At 31.2% G+C, this 21,027-nt stretch carries 16 protein-coding genes and 1 tRNA gene; 12 read left to right on the top strand and 5 right to left on the bottom strand.

What is annotated here, in order from left to right:
• The first annotated feature begins 539 nt into the window (after positions 1 to 539).
• The gene (locus tag AX016_RS11555; RefSeq protein WP_100895756.1) at positions 540 to 2,102 is read left to right on the top strand and encodes a M28 family peptidase; all 1,563 of its coding nucleotides are present in this window, start codon (positions 540 to 542) and stop codon (positions 2,100 to 2,102) included.
• Between the two features lie 124 nt (positions 2,103 to 2,226).
• Here the strand turns inward: AX016_RS11555 and AX016_RS11550 are convergent.
• Positions 2,227 to 2,302, bottom strand: a tRNA-His gene (locus AX016_RS11550).
• A 275-nt stretch (positions 2,303 to 2,577) separates the two neighbouring features.
• Here AX016_RS11550 and AX016_RS11545 point away from each other — a divergent pair.
• Together AX016_RS11545 and AX016_RS11540 are read left to right on the top strand one after the other, a co-directional pair.
• Complete coding sequence (locus tag AX016_RS11545) at positions 2,578 to 4,644, top strand: tetratricopeptide repeat-containing sensor histidine kinase (RefSeq protein WP_100895755.1); 2,067 nt, start codon at positions 2,578 to 2,580, stop codon at positions 4,642 to 4,644.
• Between the two features lie 135 nt (positions 4,645 to 4,779).
• Positions 4,780 to 6,834, top strand: coding sequence for a tetratricopeptide repeat-containing sensor histidine kinase (locus tag AX016_RS11540; protein ID WP_100895754.1), 2,055 nt, complete (start codon positions 4,780 to 4,782; stop codon positions 6,832 to 6,834).
• A gap of 4 nt (positions 6,835 to 6,838) precedes the next feature.
• On the opposite strand, the gene bshB1 is transcribed toward AX016_RS11540, so the two are convergent.
• Positions 6,839 to 7,555 carry a bacillithiol biosynthesis deacetylase BshB1 gene (gene bshB1, locus AX016_RS11535; protein ID WP_100895753.1) on the bottom strand — a complete coding sequence of 239 codons (717 nt, stop codon included), beginning with the start codon at positions 7,553 to 7,555 and terminating at the stop codon, positions 6,839 to 6,841.
• 11 nt (positions 7,556 to 7,566) lie between these two features.
• Positions 7,567 to 8,718 (bottom strand): trans-sulfuration enzyme family protein, encoded by a 1,152-nt coding sequence (locus AX016_RS11530; RefSeq protein WP_100896855.1) that lies wholly within the window; start codon positions 8,716 to 8,718, stop codon positions 7,567 to 7,569.
• Positions 8,719 to 8,856: 138 nt separating this feature from the next.
• Here AX016_RS11530 and AX016_RS11525 point away from each other — a divergent pair, with 138 nt between their 5' ends.
• Positions 8,857 to 9,657 carry a membrane metalloprotease gene (locus AX016_RS11525; protein ID WP_100895752.1) on the top strand — a complete coding sequence of 267 codons (801 nt, stop codon included), beginning with the start codon at positions 8,857 to 8,859 and terminating at the stop codon, positions 9,655 to 9,657.
• 1 nt (position 9,658) lies between these two features.
• Here AX016_RS11525 and ccsA read toward each other — a convergent pair whose 3' ends face one another.
• Both ccsA and AX016_RS11515 read right to left on the bottom strand, forming a co-directional pair.
• Positions 9,659 to 12,856: a cytochrome c biogenesis protein CcsA gene (ccsA, locus tag AX016_RS11520; RefSeq protein WP_198519432.1), complete on the bottom strand. Its 3,198-nt coding sequence runs from the start codon at positions 12,854 to 12,856 to the stop codon at positions 9,659 to 9,661.
• 110 nt (positions 12,857 to 12,966) lie between these two features.
• A complete protein-coding gene (locus tag AX016_RS11515; RefSeq protein ID WP_100895751.1) occupies positions 12,967 to 13,365 on the bottom strand; it encodes a group III truncated hemoglobin in 399 nt (132 codons plus the stop codon).
• A 35-nt stretch (positions 13,366 to 13,400) separates the two neighbouring features.
• Here AX016_RS11515 and AX016_RS11510 point away from each other — a divergent pair, with 35 nt between their 5' ends.
• From AX016_RS11510 to AX016_RS11475, 8 genes are all read left to right on the top strand, one after another.
• Complete coding sequence (locus AX016_RS11510) at positions 13,401 to 13,838, top strand: hypothetical protein (RefSeq protein ID WP_100895750.1); 438 nt, start codon at positions 13,401 to 13,403, stop codon at positions 13,836 to 13,838.
• A gap of 33 nt (positions 13,839 to 13,871) precedes the next feature.
• The gene (locus AX016_RS11505; RefSeq protein ID WP_100895749.1) at positions 13,872 to 14,636 is read left to right on the top strand and encodes a Rossmann-like and DUF2520 domain-containing protein; all 765 of its coding nucleotides are present in this window, start codon (positions 13,872 to 13,874) and stop codon (positions 14,634 to 14,636) included.
• Entirely contained in the window at positions 14,620 to 15,147 is a 528-nt protein-coding gene (locus tag AX016_RS11500; protein WP_100895748.1) for a KdsC family phosphatase, read from the top strand. The genes AX016_RS11505 and AX016_RS11500 overlap by 17 nt, the downstream gene beginning before the upstream one ends.
• Entirely contained in the window at positions 15,148 to 15,738 is a 591-nt protein-coding gene (locus AX016_RS11495) for a Maf-like protein (protein WP_100895747.1), read from the top strand.
• A 34-nt stretch (positions 15,739 to 15,772) separates the two neighbouring features.
• Positions 15,773 to 16,708, top strand: coding sequence for a septum formation inhibitor Maf (locus AX016_RS11490; protein ID WP_100895746.1), 936 nt, complete (start codon positions 15,773 to 15,775; stop codon positions 16,706 to 16,708).
• Positions 16,705 to 17,247 (top strand): mechanosensitive ion channel domain-containing protein, encoded by a 543-nt coding sequence (locus tag AX016_RS11485; protein ID WP_100895745.1) that lies wholly within the window; start codon positions 16,705 to 16,707, stop codon positions 17,245 to 17,247. The genes AX016_RS11490 and AX016_RS11485 overlap by 4 nt, the downstream gene beginning before the upstream one ends.
• Before the next feature lie 10 nt (positions 17,248 to 17,257).
• The gene (locus tag AX016_RS11480; protein ID WP_100895744.1) at positions 17,258 to 18,298 is read left to right on the top strand and encodes a magnesium and cobalt transport protein CorA; all 1,041 of its coding nucleotides are present in this window, start codon (positions 17,258 to 17,260) and stop codon (positions 18,296 to 18,298) included.
• Between the two features lie 124 nt (positions 18,299 to 18,422).
• Positions 18,423 to 20,921: a PIG-L family deacetylase gene (locus AX016_RS11475; protein WP_100895743.1), complete on the top strand. Its 2,499-nt coding sequence runs from the start codon at positions 18,423 to 18,425 to the stop codon at positions 20,919 to 20,921.
• The last annotated feature ends 106 nt before the right edge of the window (positions 20,922 to 21,027 follow it).

Below are 21,027 nucleotides of genomic sequence, written 5' to 3'. Positions count from 1 at the left end.
AACATTAATAATATCAATTATTTTACACCTGCTGTAAACCCCAACATAATCTCTTCCATTTTAAAACAATTACAATATGTATTATTGCTTAGTAAAATTTTAATCAAATAATTAGTTATGCACCTAAAAGCAGTGGTAATAACTAACTTTTATTAAAGGTATAAATACTTACTATTTAATATGTTAAATAACACAAAATACATTAAAATATTGCAACAGAAGTAATTTTATTAACTAAAGGTTAATACAAAAGCTGAAATATTAATAAAAAACAAGAAGTTATCTAACAAAGACTTAAATAACCATTAAAACCACTGTAAAGCCTTTAAAAAAAGACTGTAACAGAATAAACAAAAACACATTATTACTATAAATTTAATTATAAAACTAACAATAACATGCGTAAAAACAACCTACACTTGCAAAAACACAACAAAAGAGCATTGTTATTAAAATGTTAACAAACAACCTAAAGCATAACTTATAATTGCCCATTTTTTAGTACTTTTCAAAATACAAGAACAATTAAAAATCCAAATATGAAAAAACTAGCATTTATGGCCTTAGCTTTGGCTGTAAGCTGTAATTCGACTCAGAAAACTACAGGCGAAAAGAAAACGGAAAAGGCTGTGGAAGCTAATCCAGAAACTTATGGTAACACTATTACCGAAGCTGAATTAAAAACACACTTATACACTTATGCTTCTGATGAATTTGAAGGCCGTGAGACAGGAAAACCTGGACAAAAAAAGGCAATAGAATACATTAAAAAAGAATATATAGGTTTAGGTATTAAACCAGCTAAAGCAGATGGCAACTACTTTCAAGATGTTCCTTTAGAGATATCTAAACTACCTACAGGTTCTCTTAGCATAAACGGAACGGAATACAAATTAGGAGAGGATTATGTTGCTACTACTGCTGCTTCTGGAGACTACACTAATGTTGTATATGTAGGTTTTGGTATAGAAGAAGAAAACTACTCTGACTATAAAAACCTAGACGTTACAGATAAAATTATTATAGCTAAAGTAGGAGAACCTAAAAATGATGATGGTACTTATGTATTGTCTGGTTCTAAAGAAAAATCTTCTTGGAACAACCCTTCTGAAGCATTAGCAAAAAGAGTTGAAACTGCAAAAGAAAAAGGTGCAGTAGGTATTATTTTTTACGACGAAAACAACTACCCAAGATACCAGCAATATTTTGCTCAAATGAAAAAAAGCGGTAGAGAAAGAATTTCTCCTAAACCTGCAACACCTAATAAGTTTGCAACAATTTTAGTTAATTCTAAATTAGCAAACGCCATTGTTAAAAACATTGCTACAGATAACACACCTAAAGTTGTTAACACTACTTTAAATGTAGATTTAAAAAGCGGCAATAAAGATGTAAAGTCTGAAAATGTAGTTGCTTACATTAAAGGTTCTGAGAAACCAGATGAATATCTTGTTATATCTTCTCACTTAGACCACATTGGTGTATCTGCAGACGGACAAGTTAATAATGGTGCTGATGATGATGGTTCTGGTACTGTTGCATTACTAGAAATTGCTGAAGCTTTTAGAAAGGCAGAATTAGATGGTAACGGACCAAAACGTTCTGTTGTATTTTTACACGTTACTGGTGAAGAAAAAGGTCTATTAGGTTCTCAACACTATACAGATGTAGATCCAATTTTTCCTTTAGAAAATACTGTTGCTGATTTAAATATTGATATGGTTGGTAGAATTGACCCTAAGCGTGAAGGAGACAGAAACTATATTTACCTTATTGGATCTGATAAATTAAGTACAGAATTGCACAACTTATCTGAAGAAGTAAATAAAAAATACACCAATGTTGTTTTAGATTATACTTATAATGATGAAAATGATCCCAACCGTTTTTACTACAGAAGTGATCACTATAACTTTGCTAAAAACAACATCCCTATTATTTTCTATTTTAACGGTACTCATGATGATTATCATCAACCATCTGATACTCCAGATAAGATTAACTACGATCTATTAGAGAACAGAACTAGATTAGTTTTTTACACAGCATGGGAAATTGCTAACAGAGCAAACAAACTAGTTGTAGATAAACCTACAGAATAGATTAAAAACCTAGCTTTTTAAAACAAGTAAACCCTTTACTAAATAATTAGTAAAGGGTTTTTTATTTATTATTCATCTATTAAAATCAAAAAAGCCTTATCAAAATTGATAAGGCTTTGCTTTTGGGTGGAAGACCGGGTTCGAACCGGCGACCCTCGGTACCACAAACCGATACTCTAACCAGCTGAGCTACATCCACCATTTGTAAGCGGATGCAAAGATAATTTTTTTTATTTTATCTATCAAAATATTTTGCATCATATTTTAATATATTTAAAAAATAGATTGTAACGTACTAATTATCAATATTTATCGTAGTTTAGCCCCTGTTTATTATTTTTCGGCAGTCGTTAACAAGTACAAAAAAGCAGTTCAAACACACAAAATATGTTATTTCACAACATTAATTAGCCAATGCATATGCTTACTATTAAATTCACGTTTTAGTTACAAATACAGAATAGCAATAAAATTAATGGTTATAAAATCACAATATAAAGTGTATTGTTTAAATATAAGAAGGCCGTATTATCTACTGTCTTTACTTTGTACACTATTATTCTGCTGTATTACAAAAGCAAATGGTGTCAATACTCCTACTATTAGTAGTGACTTGGTTAAAAAAGACACAATTTATGTAAATGCCTTAATAAACAAAGCAGAAAGACTTCGTTTTTATAATTCTGACAGTTTACTAATTTTAGCTAATGAGTCTTTAAAACTTAGCGAAGAATTAGAATACAGTTACGGTATAAGCAATGCTCTTTTACAAACAGCCAATTACTATTCTGATGCCGGTAATAGTGAAAAAGCAAATACATTATATATAAAAGCTCTAGAAGAAAGCAAAAAGACAACAGACAGTAATTTACAATTGTCTATAATGAATAATTTTGCAAAGTCTTATTATTATTTTGGTAACTACGCCAATTCTTTGGCAATATATTTAGAGGGAGTAGAATTAGCAGAAAAAAGCAATAACAACAGAATGCTTTCTGTAATGAACGAAAATATTGCCAACCTCTACTCTGCTCAAAAAGATTACAAACAAGCATTATTGTTCTTAGAAAAATCTATAAAACTAAACCTTATCATTAAGGATGATTTTTACTCTGCAAAAACGTTATGTAATTATGCTTATTTACAAAGTGAAATAGGCAACATTAATAATGCTATGTTTAACATTAATAAGAGTATTAGCATTTTTGAAGAATACAACAACATTAGATGGATAGCAAAGGCCTATAGAGTAAAGGGAGATATTTACTTAAAACAAAAAAAATACACTTGGGCTATACGTTGGTATGACCAAAGCTTTCATTTATATGACCAAATAAAAAACAACAGAGACAAGCTAAATTTACTTAGCGGTTTAGCATATGCACATTTTGGCAACAAAAATACAGATACAGCAGAATTATACGCACTTACAGCTTACAATAACGCAAAAGAACTTAACTCTATTAAAAATATAGAAAGCGCTTCTGACATCTTATATAAAATAAATAAAAACAAAAAAGACTTTGAAAAATCATTGTTTTTTCATGAACTATATAAAAAAGTAACAGACTCTTTATCCAGAAAAGAGAACAAGCGTAGTTTATTAATGCTTCAAACAAAAATTGAGAGAGATAAACTAAAAGAAACTAAAGAAGTTGTAGATAAACTGGAGAATGCCAGAATTAGGAGTGCTATTTACATAGGCATCTCTATTTTAATAATATGGGGTATTATAACCTATATGATGTCTAAAAGTAGAAAAGCTCATAAAAAGCTTAATACAGAGTTGCAATTAAAGCAAGTTGTTTTAGAAAACAGAGAAGAAGAACTGCAAGAGATTAATGAAACAAAAGATAAATTATTCTCTATTATTGCACATGATTTAAGAGGCCCAATAGGTGCATTATTAGATGTTTTAAAAATGATGAAGTCTGGCGATTTAGCCATAACAGAGTTTAGAGACTTTGTTCCTAAACTTATAAAAGATGTAGATCATATATCTTTTACATTAAACAACTTACTATCATGGGGACAAACACAGATGAATGGTGCAACTACCAATACTACATTAGCAGAATTAAATACTTTAGCAGAGAACAACATAAATTTATTAGGCGAAACTGCTAAAAAGAAATCTATTACGTTAGTAAATGAAATTCCAGAAAATACTATGATATTTTCTGATCCAAACCAAATAGATATTGTTATTAGAAACATAATTAGCAATGCACTTAAGTTTACTCCTAAAGGAGGAAAAATAACAATAGACGCACAAGAAAAATATCAATTTATTGAAGTTACCATAAAAGATACTGGCATAGGGATGAGTGAAGAAGACTTAAGTAAAGTATTTACCCCAAACCAAAGTCACACTACCTTTGGCACTGATAATGAAAAAGGAACAGGCTTGGGCATCTCTTTAAGTAAAGAAATGGTAGAAAATAATGGAGGTAATTTATGGGCAAAAAGTAAATTAGGAAAAGGAACTATATTTTATTTTACTGTTCCAAAGGGAGAAGACAATTATCAATACACACTATAATTAATACTAAAATTTTTAAATTCATAATACAGGATTACATTTACTAGTTATACCATATTTTTTAACTTAAAAACTTGTTAAACTAGTTCGTTATCAATATATTGCTAGGCATTTTTATACATTTTTCACTGTCACATGAACAATAGTTTACAAAGTAATTTACTTAAAAAAATAATTACACTTACACTTGTATGCTTTTCTGTGCTATCTGCAAATTCTCAATCTAAAATAGACAGTATTAGAGCATTAGTAGAAAATGCATCTGAAAAATTAAAAACTAAAGAAGACAAACAAAACTACATAGATTTACTTACATCTTTAGCTAGTTATTACAGGTATGAAAACGTAGATAGCTTAAAAGCTATATCTGACAGAGTATACAAACTAAGTGAAACTATAAACTACAGCAAAGGTAAAACAGATGCTTTATCTCATTTTGCATACTACAACTCTTACCAAGGAGACTTTGATTTAGCCATAAAACAAATTACAGAAGCTTTAAACATAGCAGAGAAAATTGATTATATAGATGGTCAAATTAGTTTATCTAATCAACTTGGTTCTGAATATGCATATATTGGAAAAAATGGAGAAGCTTTAAAAGCTTATTTAAAAGGTGCAGATTTAGCTCTAGAAAACGATGAAAAAGTACTTTTATCTTTCATAAAAGATAACACCGCTAGTTTATATGCTTCCCAAAAAGACTACAAACAAAGTATTGCCTTATATAAAGAAGTAGACAAGCTAAACAAAGAAATAGGCAACCCTATATACATTGCAGAAACATACGCCAACATGTCTGACATTTACATAAGAGTAAATGAATTAGACTTAGCCACTAAATATATAGATAATAGTATTGCCACTTTTGAAAAAAAAGGGGATAAAGAATGGCTATCTTATTGCTATATAAATAAAGGAAGAATATTAATTGAACAAAAACAGCCGGAGTTAGCTTTAAAATGGCTAAGTATTAGTGAAAATATTTTAAAAGAATTAACAGACGATAGAACTGTAATGTCTTTAGAGAACGCAAAAGCTAAAGCTTACTTAAGTCTAAAGCAGATGAACAAAGCTGAAACTGCCGTTAACAAAGCTATTGAAATAGGAACAAGATTTAAACTACTAGAAGAACTAGAGGAATCTTACGAAACACTTTACCAAATACACAAACAAAATAATAAAACAGATTTAGCATTAGAAAGTCTGGAATTGTTTAAAAAAACTTCTGATTCTATATTAAGAAGAGAAAACAGCAACAGCTTAGGTGCATTTAAAACAAGAACAGAATACGAAAGGCAAAAAAGAGATACAGAGGCAGATGCTAAAAAAGAAATAGACAAACATCAAAATTACCTTTATATAGCAATTGCAGCTTTAGTTGTATTAAGTTTTATTTTACTACTTATAAAAATACAAGCTAATACTAGAAAAAAATTATACAACCAGCTTATAGAGCAAACCGAAATATTAAAAAAGAGAGAGAACGAATTAGAAAACATAAATAAAACAAAAGATAAACTATTTTCTATTATTGGTCACGATCTTAGAAATCCTATTGCTGCTTTACAAAGTCTTTTAGATATGTTTGTTTCTAAAGATGTAGAAGCAGAAGATTTTATACGTTTTATACCAAAACTAAAGAGTGATGTTGATGCTTTATTTTTTACGCTAACAAATCTGTTATCTTGGAGTAGAACACAAATGAACGGCGGCTCTACTTCTCCTTCAAAAGCCAAAATAAACAACCTTACTCAAAACAATATTAACTTATTAGCTGAGCTCGCTGAAAATAAAAACATTAGTATCACAAATAACATACCTGCAAACGCTATTGTTTGGGCAGATAAAAACCAAACGAGTGTTGTTATACGCAATCTACTTAGTAATGCTATAAAGTTTACTAAAACAGATGGCAACATAGTTTTAAACGCTAAAGAAACTGAAAACACCTGGATTGTTAGCGTAAAAGATTCTGGCATAGGAATTAAACCAGAATTAATTGAAGAGCTATTTACCAACGAAAGTGCAATAGCAGTGTCTTATGGTACCAATAATGAAAAAGGTACAGGACTAGGACTTCCTTTGTGTAAAGAAATGATCACCAATAACAAAGGCACAATCTGGATAGAAAGCACCTTAGGTATTGGTAGTACATTTTATTTTGAATTACCAAAAGAAGAGATTTAATCCCTTAAATTAAGTCATCCAAACTATTTACAGCTACAAAGCGCTCTACAGTAAAACCTTCTGCGTGGTCTACCCCTATTAAACGCCCTAAATCTTGAGCTCTATAAGTTACACTTTGTAAAAAATTCTGACTCGTAATAGGTGTTTGTGGTGCATTACTATTTGTATCGTAAAACTGAGTTTTGTATGCTAAAACAGACTTTACTTTGGTATCTATAAAGCCCGTAACATCTACCACAAAATCTGGCTCTATATTTTTCCACTGTATATAATGATAAACGTTTTTAGGCCTCCATTTTTCCTGAGCTTCTCCATTTATTGTTGTTTCTATTTTTAACAACCCGCTTAAAAAACAAGCATCACTAACAAGTTTACTACCTTTACCGTGATCTATATGCCTATCATCAATAGCATTGCATAATACAATTTCTGGCTGGTATTTACGTACCATTTTAATTACTTCTAATTGGTGCGCTTTATCGTTTACAAAAAAACCATCTTTAAAAGCTAAATTTTCTCTAACAGAAACACCTAAAATTTTAGCAGCTTCTGTAGCCTCCTCATCTCTAGTTTGTGCTGTTCCTCTAGTACCTAATTCACCTCGTGTTAAATCTACAATACCAACTTTTTTACCATTTGCAATTTCTTTTGCTATTGTAGCTCCTGCTCCCAGCTCTGCATCATCTGGGTGCGCCCCAAAAACTAATATATCTAACTTCATTTTATTCTAATCTATTTTACCTTAGCTAATGCTTGTTCTATATCAGCTATTAAATCTTCTACTTCTTCTATACCAACAGAAAAACGAATTAAACCATCCTTAATGCCTTGTTTTTCTCTTTCTTCTGCACTTAATAAAGAATGAGATGTTTGCGTTGGAGACAAAACAGTACTCTCTACCCCTGCCAAACTCATAGATGGTTTTATAAGTTCTAATGCATTTTGAAAGTTCATAGCATTTATGTCGTCCTTAAGCTCAAAAGATAACATACCTCCAAAACCTTTCATTTGTGACTTTGCTAGTTCGTGGTCTGGATGCGACTCTAAACCAGGATAATACACAACTTCTACATCTTTATTTTGATGTAAATATTCTGCCATTTTTTGTGCATTTTCATTCTGAGCTTTTACTCTAATTCCCATCGTTTTCATACTACGTTCTAACAACCAAACTGTATAATCACTTAAGCTACCTCCAAAATTCTTTGCTAATTGAAAAATCTTATCTATATATTCTGCTGAAGATGCAACAGCACCTGCACAAATATCAGAATGTCCTCCCATATATTTTGTAGCACTGTGTATAACTATATCTATTCCAAAATCTATTGGGTTTTGATTTACAGGACTTGCAAAAGTATTATCTATCATAGATATTAAATTGTGCTTTTTAGCCAAATTTGCAACCGCCTTTAAATCTGTAATCGTAAGCAAAGGATTAGATGGTGTTTCAATATAAACAACCTTTGTATTTTCTTTTATTTTAGCTTCAAAATCTTCAGCCTTTAAACCCTCTGTTAAAGAGTATTCTATTCCAAACTTAGTAAACTCTTCTTGTATTAAGTTATACGTGCCACCATATAATGTTTTTTGGAGTACAACGTGGTCTCCAGCGTGCAAAAAAGCCAATAAAGATGTACTTACAGCTGCCATTCCACTTCCAAAAATTAATCCGGCTTCTGTATGTTCTAATGCTGCTACCTTTCTGCAAAGAGCCTCTTGGTTTGGTGTATTAAAATACCTTGGGTAACGCTTAACATCTACGCCTTCAAAAGCATAGGAAGAACTCATATATAAAGGAGATACAGCGCCTTTAAACTGTTTATCTTCTACCTCTCCTGTATGTGTGCATATTGTGTTTAACCCTGCTTTAGATTGCTTCATTTTTTTAGTTTTAGTGTTATTTAGTTGCTCTACCAAAGTTACAAATTTAGAACCTAAACAACCTAACAAAACTATTTGGCATTATTAGACGTATATAAATTTAACAACACTATTATAATTTGAATAAATAACAACATAATGAACCTTAAAACAACTGTTTATTTCCTTTTAATAATTAGCTTATTTAGCGCTTGCTCTACAGATAGCGAATCTGACGCATCATCTACTGATAATAACAACGAAGTTATTACTGAAGAAATGAAAGACAGAAATAGAAAAAATGTAGGTGACTCAGCAAACGATTTACTGGCTAATGACAAATATAAATCTACTGTTTTTGAAATATTCTACGTAAAAGATTATAAACCTACAGATGAAACTGTAGAAAATTTTAAAACTTTTGTTACAGAACGATTAAATAAATCTAAAGGTTGGGAAATTCGACTTGAAGAAATTACTGTACCCGCAAAATCTGCTTACACGGTTGATGATATTATTGCTATGGAAAACAACTTGCGTACTCAGTATAATACAAATGATAAAATTGCTGTTTTTGGTATTTATTTAGATGCAAAATATGCCGGAAATACAGAAAATGGCTCTGTTTTAGGAATTGCCTACCAAAACACATCTTTTGCTATTTTTGAAAACACTGTAAAAACTTTTAGTAACAAACCACTAGCTCCAAGCAGAACAGTATTATCTACTACCGTTTTAAATCACGAATTTGGACACTTACTTGGTTTAGTTAATGTTGGATCTGAAATGCAAACAGACCACCAAGACATAGCACACGGTAAGCATTGTGATGTAGACAATTGCTTAGTGTACTGGACTGCAGAAACAGGAGAAGGACTTTTAAACTCTATTACAGGAGGACAAATACCAACGTTAGATCCACAATGTATTGCAGACCTAAAAGCCAATGGCGGAAAGTAAACTATTTAGAATAGTTTACTTTATATCTCCAGTAACTTATTAAACCAAGTACCACAACACCAGCTGCTGTATACCATATAAACATAGGGGTAATAACTTGAGCTCCACTAGCATAACTATGCAAACCTGCTAAGTAAAAGTTTACTCCAAAATACGTCATCATAATACTTGCAAAAGCAACAATACTTGCAAAGTTAAACAACCACTTGCTACGTAAACCAGGTACAATTCTCATATGCACAACAAAAGCATAAATCATAATAGATACTAATGCCCAAGTTTCTTTTGGATCCCAACCCCAATAACGTCCCCAACTTTCGTTAGCCCACATACCTCCTAAAAAGTTACCTATAGTAAGCATAACAAGTCCTGTTGTTAAAACAAGCTCATTAATTATGGTTAACTCTTTCAAGTTAAGATCCATACGCTCTTTGTTTTTCTTGGTTGTTAGTATAATTAGTATTAATGATGTAACCCCTAGGATCATCCCAACGGTTAATGGTCCATAACTACCCACAATTACCGCAACGTGTATCATTAACCAATAACTATCTAAAACTGGCACTAGGTTAGATATTGATGGATCTACCCAGTTTTGGTGTGCTATCCACAATAACATAGCAGTAACAAAAGTAGCCGCTGCAATTGTTAAATTACTTTTACGTGCAAATAATAAGCCCATACCTAAAGTAGCCCAAGCTACGTAAATAATGCTCTCGTAAGCATCACTCCACGGTGCGTGTCCAGATATATACCAACGTAATATTAAGCCTGCTGTATGCCATAAAAACAACAACCAAATTGTCCCTTTAAAAAAGTAAACAGCTACACGCCAAACACTACGATCTTTAAATATTTGAAAAATTAAAATAATAAATAAAAATAAGCCCACAACAGCGTATGACTTATATAGCACATTAAAAATATTAAGCTTATTGTAAATTACTTCTATATTTATTTTTCTGTCTGACGGTAATACTTCTTTTCCGTGGTTTATTTGATTTTGTTTTAAACCAGCTAACATTGTATTAGCTTTTGTATAATCTTCAGATTCTCTTGCTTTTTGCAATTCTAATAAATAATATGGTATAGCATTTTTTATAAAATTATCGTACAATTCTTCTTGGACAGGAAACTGACCATTGTTACTTCTATATTCTAAAGCAGATATCCATTTATTATTATCTACATTTAATAGCGGAAAAACCTTTAAAATTTCTCCACTTAAAGCTCTGTTTAAAAGCCCTAATCTAATGTTAACATCTTTATAATCTTGCTGAAATTTATTAGGATTATTAGTTGCAGTAGCTTCTACCAAAAACGGATCTAACTTGTAACTTTGCTTTTCATCAAAAAAGTCCATTAAAGTTGCATATCGTTGCCCAGCTGGCACACCTATAACTTTACGTATACTATCATTATACCCTTTTTTATCAATAGCAATAATATGTGCATTAGCCCACAATTGTTGGTTAGTCATCATAGATAAAAACACTTGATCTGATGTTAAGCCTAAGTATTTATCTTTTAAACTTAATTTACGTAGTAATTCTGATGTAAATGTGTTTAAAGGCTTCATACGTCCACCTTCATCTTGAATCACTAGCTTACCAAACTCCTCTGCATGTTCTTTAGATACTGCAGTTGCTAAAATAATAGAATCTACAACTTCTTGACTAGGTACTGCTGCGTGGTTATGACCATCGCCAGGACTATGCTGTTGTGCATTTACACTTTGAGAAGTTAAACTCAACAAAGCACCTAAAACTAAAACAGACGTAAGTTTTGCTTTTTTAGCTTTAATTTTGTCCAAAGAAACCGCTAAATCTTTAAATCTTGTTTTTCCAAAAAACATAATACCCATTAAACCTGCATATAACATAAAATAACCAATATAAGTAATCCAAGTTCCCCATTGGTCGTGATTAACAGATAGTTTCGTCCCTTTTTCATCAGGATCAAAACTTGCTTGAAAAAAACGATATCCCTTGTGATCTAATATATGATTCATAAAAATATCATAGTCAAATGGCTTTTCATCTTCAATAGTAACCTTACTCATAAAAGACGCATACCCTTTTTCTGTACCAGGATATTTTTCTGCTATAAAATCATTCAACTTAATAGCAAAAGGCAATTCGTACATTTTAGAACCATAAGCCATCCTAAACTCTAAATCGCCAATTTTAAAAGGATCTGCAAACTGCAACATACCTTTAGACCCTAGTAATTTTTTACGTACAGTTTTACCATTTACAGTAACATCTAAAATTAAGGCATCTGCCATATTTTTTGTACGTTCCTCTTTTGGTATAGGTATAATTCCGTTTTTACCTTTAACCAAAGAGTCTGGCATTACAAATTGCATATCTGCCATTTGATATAAAGAGCGTAATTGCAGTTTTTGTACCGTATCTTTTTTAACGCCACCTTGTAACCTATCTGCCATTCGCATAAAAGTACCTTCAAACGGAGATTGTATAGTGTAACTAGAGTCTGTTGCCGTAATATTAATAGCACCTTTGGTTGGCTTATTTAAAGCAAATAAAATATTATGTATGCTTTGTACAACACCTTCTTCTAGATAATGATCGTGACGACCACCACTACTAGATTCTACTATTTTTAAAAAGTTTTTTCCTTCTTCACCAATAATTAATCCTTCTTTAGCTCCATCAATAAAACCAGCATATTTAATACTGTATTCTGTTTTATCAAAATTTGTATGAATTGGCAAACTAGACTTTAAACCTTCTGCTGTTACAAGAATAGGATACTCTTGCTTTTTCTGCATTTTTACTCCGTCTTTTTCACCATAAACTATAGTAGAAATGTATGTTTTATCAGAATAAAATACATTTTCAGTTTCGCCTTCACGTATAGGCATCATCCCCTCAAAACTAATGTATCTTGTTACAAATGCACCAATTATTATAAATATCCAAGAAAGGTGTAACAACAATACTGCCCATTTTTCTTTACGCAATAATTTATATCTAGAAATGTTTCCTAAAAAGTTAATTACAAAAAAGGCCATTATAGCTTCAAACCAAGTGGTATTGTAGATCCAAATCCTTGCTGTATCTGTGCTATACCAGCTTTCTATAAATGTCCCAAGAGCTAATGCTGTTGCAAAAGCAATAAAGAGAAATGACATTAAACGTGTAGAGAAAAAGAACTTCTTAATTAAATTTACCATCTTGGATAATACTATGTGAATTTGGTTTGCAAAAATACGCCCTTTTTGTGTTTTTTTGTACCTAAAACAACAATAAATGTGTTAATGAAACCCTAATATTTAACTATTTATTAGCTAGTCTTTGGTCTAGCATTAAAAATATGAATATGAATGTTAGACCCCATATTACGAGCCCTGTTTTTAGCAATATTTACATTATCGCCTTCAAAAAGTTCATCTAAAGTTGCAAACCAATGATTAAGCCAAATACCAAAATGCATTTCGTTTATGGTATTACCTGTAAAATTATCTACTTTATTATGCACAGCAATAGGGTTACCTTTGTATGTACCCCGCTCTATAAATAACTGATTGCTCCAAAAATTAGTAAGGTGTTGTAAATGATGGTCCCAATCTGTAATTATACCGTTAAAAATTGGACCTAAAGTTTCATCCTTTCGTATTTTATCATAGAATGCAGAGACTAATGTATGTACATTCTCTTTTGTTGTGAGCTCTAGTTTTTTCATATTACAAATTCTATTTAATACATTAGCAAATAATTATGAATGCATTAGTCACAAAATTAAGCAACAAAGTATTAATAAAAGACAAAAAAAGTATTATTATGATTAGCATTACACCCTTAAAAAAAATTCTTTGTTTTGCTCTTATTGCTCTTCCCATTCTTGTAAATTTTAGTTGTTCTAGTGATGATAATTCTGGCACTGATGCAGAAGAGGGGCCAAAAGGAAATTGCATAGAAAATGGAGCTGAAATTACTATTACAGGCAATCACAATCATACCTTAGAAATTCCTACGCAAGACATAATTAGTGGCTCCACAAAAGTATACCCATTAATTGGCGCTACAGGACACGAGCATATGCTTACCGTTACAACAGAAAATTTTGCAACCTTAAAAACTAATAATGCTATAACTATAGCTGCAAGTACAAATGCAGGACACACACACGCTATAACAATTGGTTGTAAAGAATAATTTTTTTTGACAGATTAACTGTACTTTTGCAATATGATTAGTGTAGTAATTATAGGATTAGGGAATATTGGCACACATTTATATAATGCATTTAGTGAGCTAAAAAATGTATCTATTGCAATGGTATACAACCGTACAGAAACAGCATTACTCCCTTTAAAAAATAGTATAAATACAACTACTGACATTAATGATTTACCTAATGCAGATATATATATTATTGCTACCACAGATGATAGTATTGCCAATATATCTTCACAATTAGTCTTAGAAAATAAATTAGTAGTGCATACCTCTGGCAGTGTTGCTATTGCTGCTTTAAATGATAAAAACCGAAAAGGATCTTTTTATCCACTACAGACGTTTAGCAAAGGAGCTACTGTAAATTTTAAAGAAATTCCTATTTGTATTGAAGCAGAAAACAAAACTGATGAAACATTACTACTTCAACTAGCAGAAAGTGTCTCTAACAGTGTGCATAAAATATCATCAGAACAAAGAAAATCTATACATTTGGCTGCCGTTTTTGTCAATAATTTTAGCAATCATATGTACCAAATTGGACAAGAAATTTGTGAAGAAAATAAGGTTCCTTTTTCAATTTTATCACCCTTAATACAAGAAACCGTTACAAAGCTACACAAACTATCTCCTTACGATGCACAAACAGGACCAGCAAAACGTAATGACATAGGTACAATGCAACGTCACTTAACCCAATTAACAAACAATACGCATAAAGAAATATATAGCGTTATTAGCAAATCTATTACCAACACTTATGGAAAAAAGTTATAAAGAATACTTACATAATATTACCACTTTTGTTTTTGATGTAGACGGTGTTTTTACAGACGGAAATGTACTTATTACCGAAAACGGAGAATTACTACGTAAAATGAATGTTAAAGATGGTTACGCCCTTAAAACTGCTATACAAAAAGGTTTTAATGTTTGTATAATATCTGGTGGCACTAGTGAAGGTGTACGCACTAGATTTAAAGGTTTAGGCGTAAAGGATATTTATTTAGGCGCTCACTTAAAAATAGAACCTATAAAAGAGTATTTATCTACCAACAATATAGACCCAAAAAATGTTTTATATATGGGTGATGATATGCCAGACGTGCCACCTATGCAATTAGTTGGTATGCCTACTTGTCCGCAAGATGCTATACCTGAAATAAAAGCTGTAAGCAAGTATATTTCTCAAAAAAATGGCGGTAAAGGCTGCGCTAGAGATGTTATTGAGCAAGTTTTAAAAGCACAAGGTAAATGGAATGATAATTACAGCGCTAAAAACGACTAAATGCTTTCTGAAAAATTAAAAGATTACAACATTATATTGGCTTCTGGTTCCCCAAGAAGGCATCAGTTTTTTAAAGAATTAGATATTAACTTTAAGGTTGATGTTAGACCTATTGAAGAGGTTTTTCCTAATCATTTACAAGCTGAAGAAATTACAGATTATTTAGCTGCTTTAAAAGCAGAACCTTTTAAAAAATCACTCCAAGAGAAAGATATTTTAATAACATCTGATACTATTGTTTGGCACAATAATGAGCAGCTAGGCAAACCCAAAAGCACTGCAGATGCTATTGCTATGCTTACAAAACTATCTAACTCTTGGCACCAAGTAGCTACATCTGTCTGTTTTACATCTAAAAATAAGCAAATTACAGAAAGTCATATTACAAAAGTAAAATTTAAAGAGCTTAGCTTGGATGAAATTACGTATTATGTAGAAAACTACAAACCACTAGATAAAGCTGGAGCTTATGGTATACAAGAGTGGATTGGCTTAATTGCCATTGAAGAAATTATTGGCTCCTACCCTAACGTTGTTGGCCTACCTACGCATTTAGTTTATAAAACTTTGCTAACTATAGCTAATGCATAACATTTTAAGTAATTTTACTTAAAATGTATTTGTTATGAAAAAATTAGCTGAATTGGGTATAATAGCAATTACGCTATTAATGTCTAATGCCTGTAAAGAAAAAGTACACAACCAAGATATAGCTGTTACTACTCCTAAAAAAGTTATAAAAAAAGAAAAGCCAAAGCCAGTATCTAACCAATTTAAAAAATATTGGTATAATGGCACTGCAGAAATAACATCATACAATTTAGAACAAGCTAGGTATGGCGAATTAAGGAAAGGTTCTGCTGTTTTGGTTTTTGTAACAGAGCCTTTTAGCGCTAAAAAACAGGTAAAAGCAGATCTACCTAGTAATACAAACATTCCTGTTTTAAAATTAAATAGTACCAAGAAATTTTTAACTGGTATTTACCCCTATTCTGTAATGTCTAGCACTTTTTATCCTGTTGGTGATAATTCTGCTTCATTAAAAATTACAAACTCTGTACAAGAATGGTGCGGACAAGTATTTTCTCAGCTAAACAATAAAGAAAAATTTGAGGTTTCTTCTTTTTCTTATTTTGAAAGCGAAGGAGATGAAAATTTCACCCTTGAAAAAAATATTTTAGAGAACGATCTTTGGGCAAAAATTAGAATTAACCCAGATAGTTTACCAACGGGCAATTTACAAATTATTCCGTCTTTTACATACATTAGGTTTTCTCATAAAAAATTAAAAGCATATGCAGCAAAGGTTACTAAAACCACTAAAGATAATGTAACCATTTATAGTTTAGATTATCCTGATTTGCAGCGCAACTTAACAATAACGTTCTCTACAGCTTTTCCGCACACTATAGAAAGTTTTACAGAAACACATAAAAGTGGTTTTGGGTCAAATAAAAAAACACTAACAACTACTGCAACTTTAAATAAAAGAATACAAACAGCCTATTGGCAACAAAACGGAAATAAAGATTTACATTTTAGAGATAGCTTAGGATTATGAATGAATTTATAGACACACATCAAAATCAATTAATAAACAGCTTAATTTGTATTTTGGGCTTTATAGTACTGCGTTTTGTTACTGCAAAAGCAATTAGTAAAATAGGAAGAATTAGCGACATAAATAAAGTACGCACAAAGCTTATAATTAGATATGTTACCATATTAATTATGGCAATAAGTTTTATAGTTCTTGTTTACATTTGGCAGGTAAATTTTGAGGATTTAGGCATTATATTTTCATCTGTATTTGCTGTGTTAGGTGTGGCTCTATTTGCTTCTTGGTCTATTTTAAGTAATGTTACTGCTGGTGTAATTTTATTTTTTTCATTCCCTTTTAAAATAGGTGATCGTATAAAAATATTAGATGGCGATTTTGCTGAGGAAGTTGATATTTTAGACATAAAAGCTTATCATATTTATCTAAAAAAAGACAACGGAGAACTACTTACCTACCCAAACAATTTACTTTTACAAAAAGGTGTTGTACTTATTAATAAAGAAGATAACGACGATACTACAGAAGGAGATTACATTTAAAAGTAATTGTATGAAAAGAAAAAACAGACGTAAAGTAAACCCGTATTCTGATAAAAAAACTTTTAATATTGAAGAATTTAAAGCTAATTCATCTTTAATAACCTACTCTAAAGAAAGTTGTCATTTATTAAAAGGAGAAGAATTAAATGAAATATCTATAACAAAAGATACTTCGGTTATTTCTTGGTTAAACATTTATGGTTTTCAGCATTCACAAGCTGTACGCAAAATAATTGCGAACAATAATATGGATGAGTTTTTAATAAACCTTGTTATAGACAACAATCACAGAAATAAAGTAATAGAACTAGACGATTGTTTCTTTTTAACCTTAAAATCTCCTTATTACTCTGCAGAAAGCAGTGAAACAAAATTTGAACAAATGGTTTTTATTGTTGGTGAAACTTACGTTTGGAGTATACAAGAGGTTGCAGGCGATCATTTTCAACATTTAAGAGAACGAATAGAAAAAAACTTAGGTGTTATAAGAAAAAAAGGAGCAGATTACCTGTTTTACTTACTAATGGAAGCTATTATAGATAATTATTACATTGCTTATGATAAGTTAACAAAGGCTAATATTGGTTTAGATAACTTAAATGAGACTAAACCAACTCCCGAATTTGCAATTAAAGTTGAAAACAAGAAAAGGCAACTTAACCAAATTAAAAGAATGACTATAAGCATAAAAGATGCTATTAACCAATTAGAAAATATAGATTGTTTTGACTTTGACATAAAGTATTTTATTGAAATTAAAGAACAAATTGGTTTAATGGGAGATGAAATTGATTTTAACCTTAGTCAACTAGAGAGTTCTTTAAACTTAATGTTTAGTATTCAAAACCACAGATTAAACGAGGTAATGAAAACCTTGACTATATTTTCTGTGATTTTTATACCGCTTACTTTTTTAGCAGGTATTTACGGTATGAACTTTAAAAATATGCCCGAATTACATACGGAATATGGTTATTTTATACTTTTAGGCGTAATGGTTTTAATTTCTCTGGTGTCCATATTTTTTATCAACAGAAAAAAATGGTTCTAACAATTCTTCTTTAAAATCATCAAATGTTAATAACCCGCTTAAAAACGTTGTTAAAGAACCTTTAAAATTGACATTCTAAAGCGTAGAACTTGTTATATTTGAGCATCAACCAAAATTAACATTTATGCGCCAACTACTGGTATCTTGCATAATTTCTGCATTATGCATCAACTTAGGGTTTTCACAAGCTCCTAAAAAAAGTTCATCTGCAGAAATTTACCATTCTTTACAAAAGTTAAACTTCTTAGGTTCTGCATTATACATTGCAGCACATCCAGATGACGAAAACACAAGGTTAATATCTTACTTATCTAATAATGTAAAAGCTAAAACTGCTTACTTGTCTTTAACCCGTGGAGACGGAGGACAAAATTTAATTGGACCAGAAATTAGAGAGCAATTAGGTGTATTACGTACACAAGAATTACTTGGTGCACGTAGCAAAGATGGTGGAGAACAATTTTTTTCTAGAGCAAACGATTTTGGCTACTCTAAACACCCAGATGAAACATTAGATATTTGGGACAAAAAAGAGGTTTTAGCAGATGTTGTACAAATTATAAGACAGTACAAGCCAGATGTTATTATAAACAGATTTAACCACAGAACACCAGGAACTACACACGGTCACCATACTGCCTCTGCAATGTTAAGTGTAGAAGCTTTTGACTTGGTTAACGACCCAAAAGCATACCCAGAACAACTAAAACTAACAGAAACCTGGCAACCAAAACGTATGTTTCTTAACACTTCTTGGTGGTTTTATGGTAGTGAGGAAGCTTTTAACAAAGCAGATAAAAGTAAACTAATGAAGTTAGATGTTGGTGTTTTTTACCCAATGCTAGGTGTTTCTAACAACGAGATTGCATCACTTGCCAGTAGTCAGCATTTATGTCAAGGTTTTGGCCGTATATCTACAAGAGGAAGCCAAGATGAGTATATTGAGCTTTTAAAAGGTGATATGCCTAAAGGTGATGATATTTTTGAAGGCATAAATACTACGTGGTCTAGAATAGATGGTGGTGTTGCTATTGGAAAAATATTAAATAAGGTTGAAGAAAACTTCAATTTTAAAAATCCTTCTTTGCACTTACCAGAACTTATAGAAGCTTATAAGTTATTACAAAAATCTACAGATACACACTGGAAAAATATTAAGTCTAAAGAACTAGAAAATATGATTTCTGCTGTAGCTGGTTTATATTTAGAGGCTAATGCAAGCATCACAAATAGTACACCATCTGGCAGTTTTAAAGTATCTATAGAAGCTTTAAATAGAAGTAATACAAACATTATATTAAAATCTGTAAGAGTTGCGACTACTAGCCTATCTCCTAATATTTCTTTAAAAAACAACACTAAAGAAAACCTAGTTTTAGATATTGCAGTACCTGCAAATACAAATTACACAAGTCCTTATTGGCTTATGAAAAAAGGTACATTAGGTATGTACACTGTTGCAGATAAAAAATTAATTGGCAAACCAGAAACTCCTAGAGCTTTTAATGCTGATTTTAAACTTAGTATTAATAATTATACATTAACCATTACTAAACCTGTAGTTTACCACTACTCTAAACCAGATAAAGGAGAACTATACAGACCTTTTGAGGTTTTACCAGAAGCTAGTGTTAGCATAAAGGACAAGGTTTTTATTTTCTCTGACGGATCTGCTAAGCAAATTCCTGTTACTATTAAAGCTTTAAAAGATGATATTACAGGAGAATTAGAATTAGGCTTTTCTAAAGGGTGGAAAGTTAATAATGCAAAACTGCCTTTTACTATTGCTAAAAGAGGAGACACAAAAACATTTATGTTTACTGTTACTCCTCCTGCCACTGAAGCACAGAGTACCATTTCACCATCTGTAACAATTAACGGTAAAAAACTTAGTAAAGAGTTGGTTGTTATTTCTTATGACCATATCCCAACACAGTCTGTTTTACTACCATCTGAAGCTAAAGTGGTACGTTTGGACATTAAAAAAACAGGAAAAAATATTGGTTATATTACTGGTGCTGGCGACAAAATACCAGAAAGCTTAACACAAATAGGCTACAATGTGTCTACCATAGATCCAGACAATATTACTACAGAATCTTTAAAAGGTTTTGATGCTATTGTAGTTGGTATTAGAGCCTACAATGTTGTTAATCAATTAAAATTTAAACAACATTTTTTATTAGATTACGTAAAAAACGGAGGCAACTTAGTTATACAATATAATACTGCTGGCCGTAGAGGTTTAGATTTAGATAACCTTGCTCCTTATTCTCTAGAGCTATCTAGAGATAGGGTTACAAATGAATTTGCAGAGGTTAGCATTTTAGCAAAAAACCATCCTGTAGTTAATACTCCTAATAAAATTGTACCTACTGACTTTAATAATTGGGTACAAGAACGCGGCTTATACTTTCCTAATAAATGGGGAAAAGAGTTTACACCTATTTTATCTATGGCAGATAAAGGAGAAGATGCTAAAAAAGGTAGTCTTTTAATTGCTCCTTATGGCAAAGGAAACTACGTATATACAGGCATAAGCTTTTTTAGAGAGTTACCTGCCGGTGTTCCTGGTGCTTACAAACTGTTTGCTAACTTATTATCATTACCTAAAAACAACTAAGACACTATGGAAGATAAATTTGTTTGGAAAAAGGAATATTCTTGGGTCTTACTTTTAAATTTAATGTATGCGATTGTATTTTTTATTATAATGAAAACTTACAATT

Source organism: Cellulophaga sp. RHA19, assembly GCF_002813425.1.
In the GTDB taxonomy this organism is placed as follows: Bacteria; Bacteroidota; Bacteroidia; order Flavobacteriales; family Flavobacteriaceae; genus Cellulophaga.
Note: the sequence above shows the minus strand (reverse complement) of the source record. Positions and strands in the feature narration are given on the sequence as shown.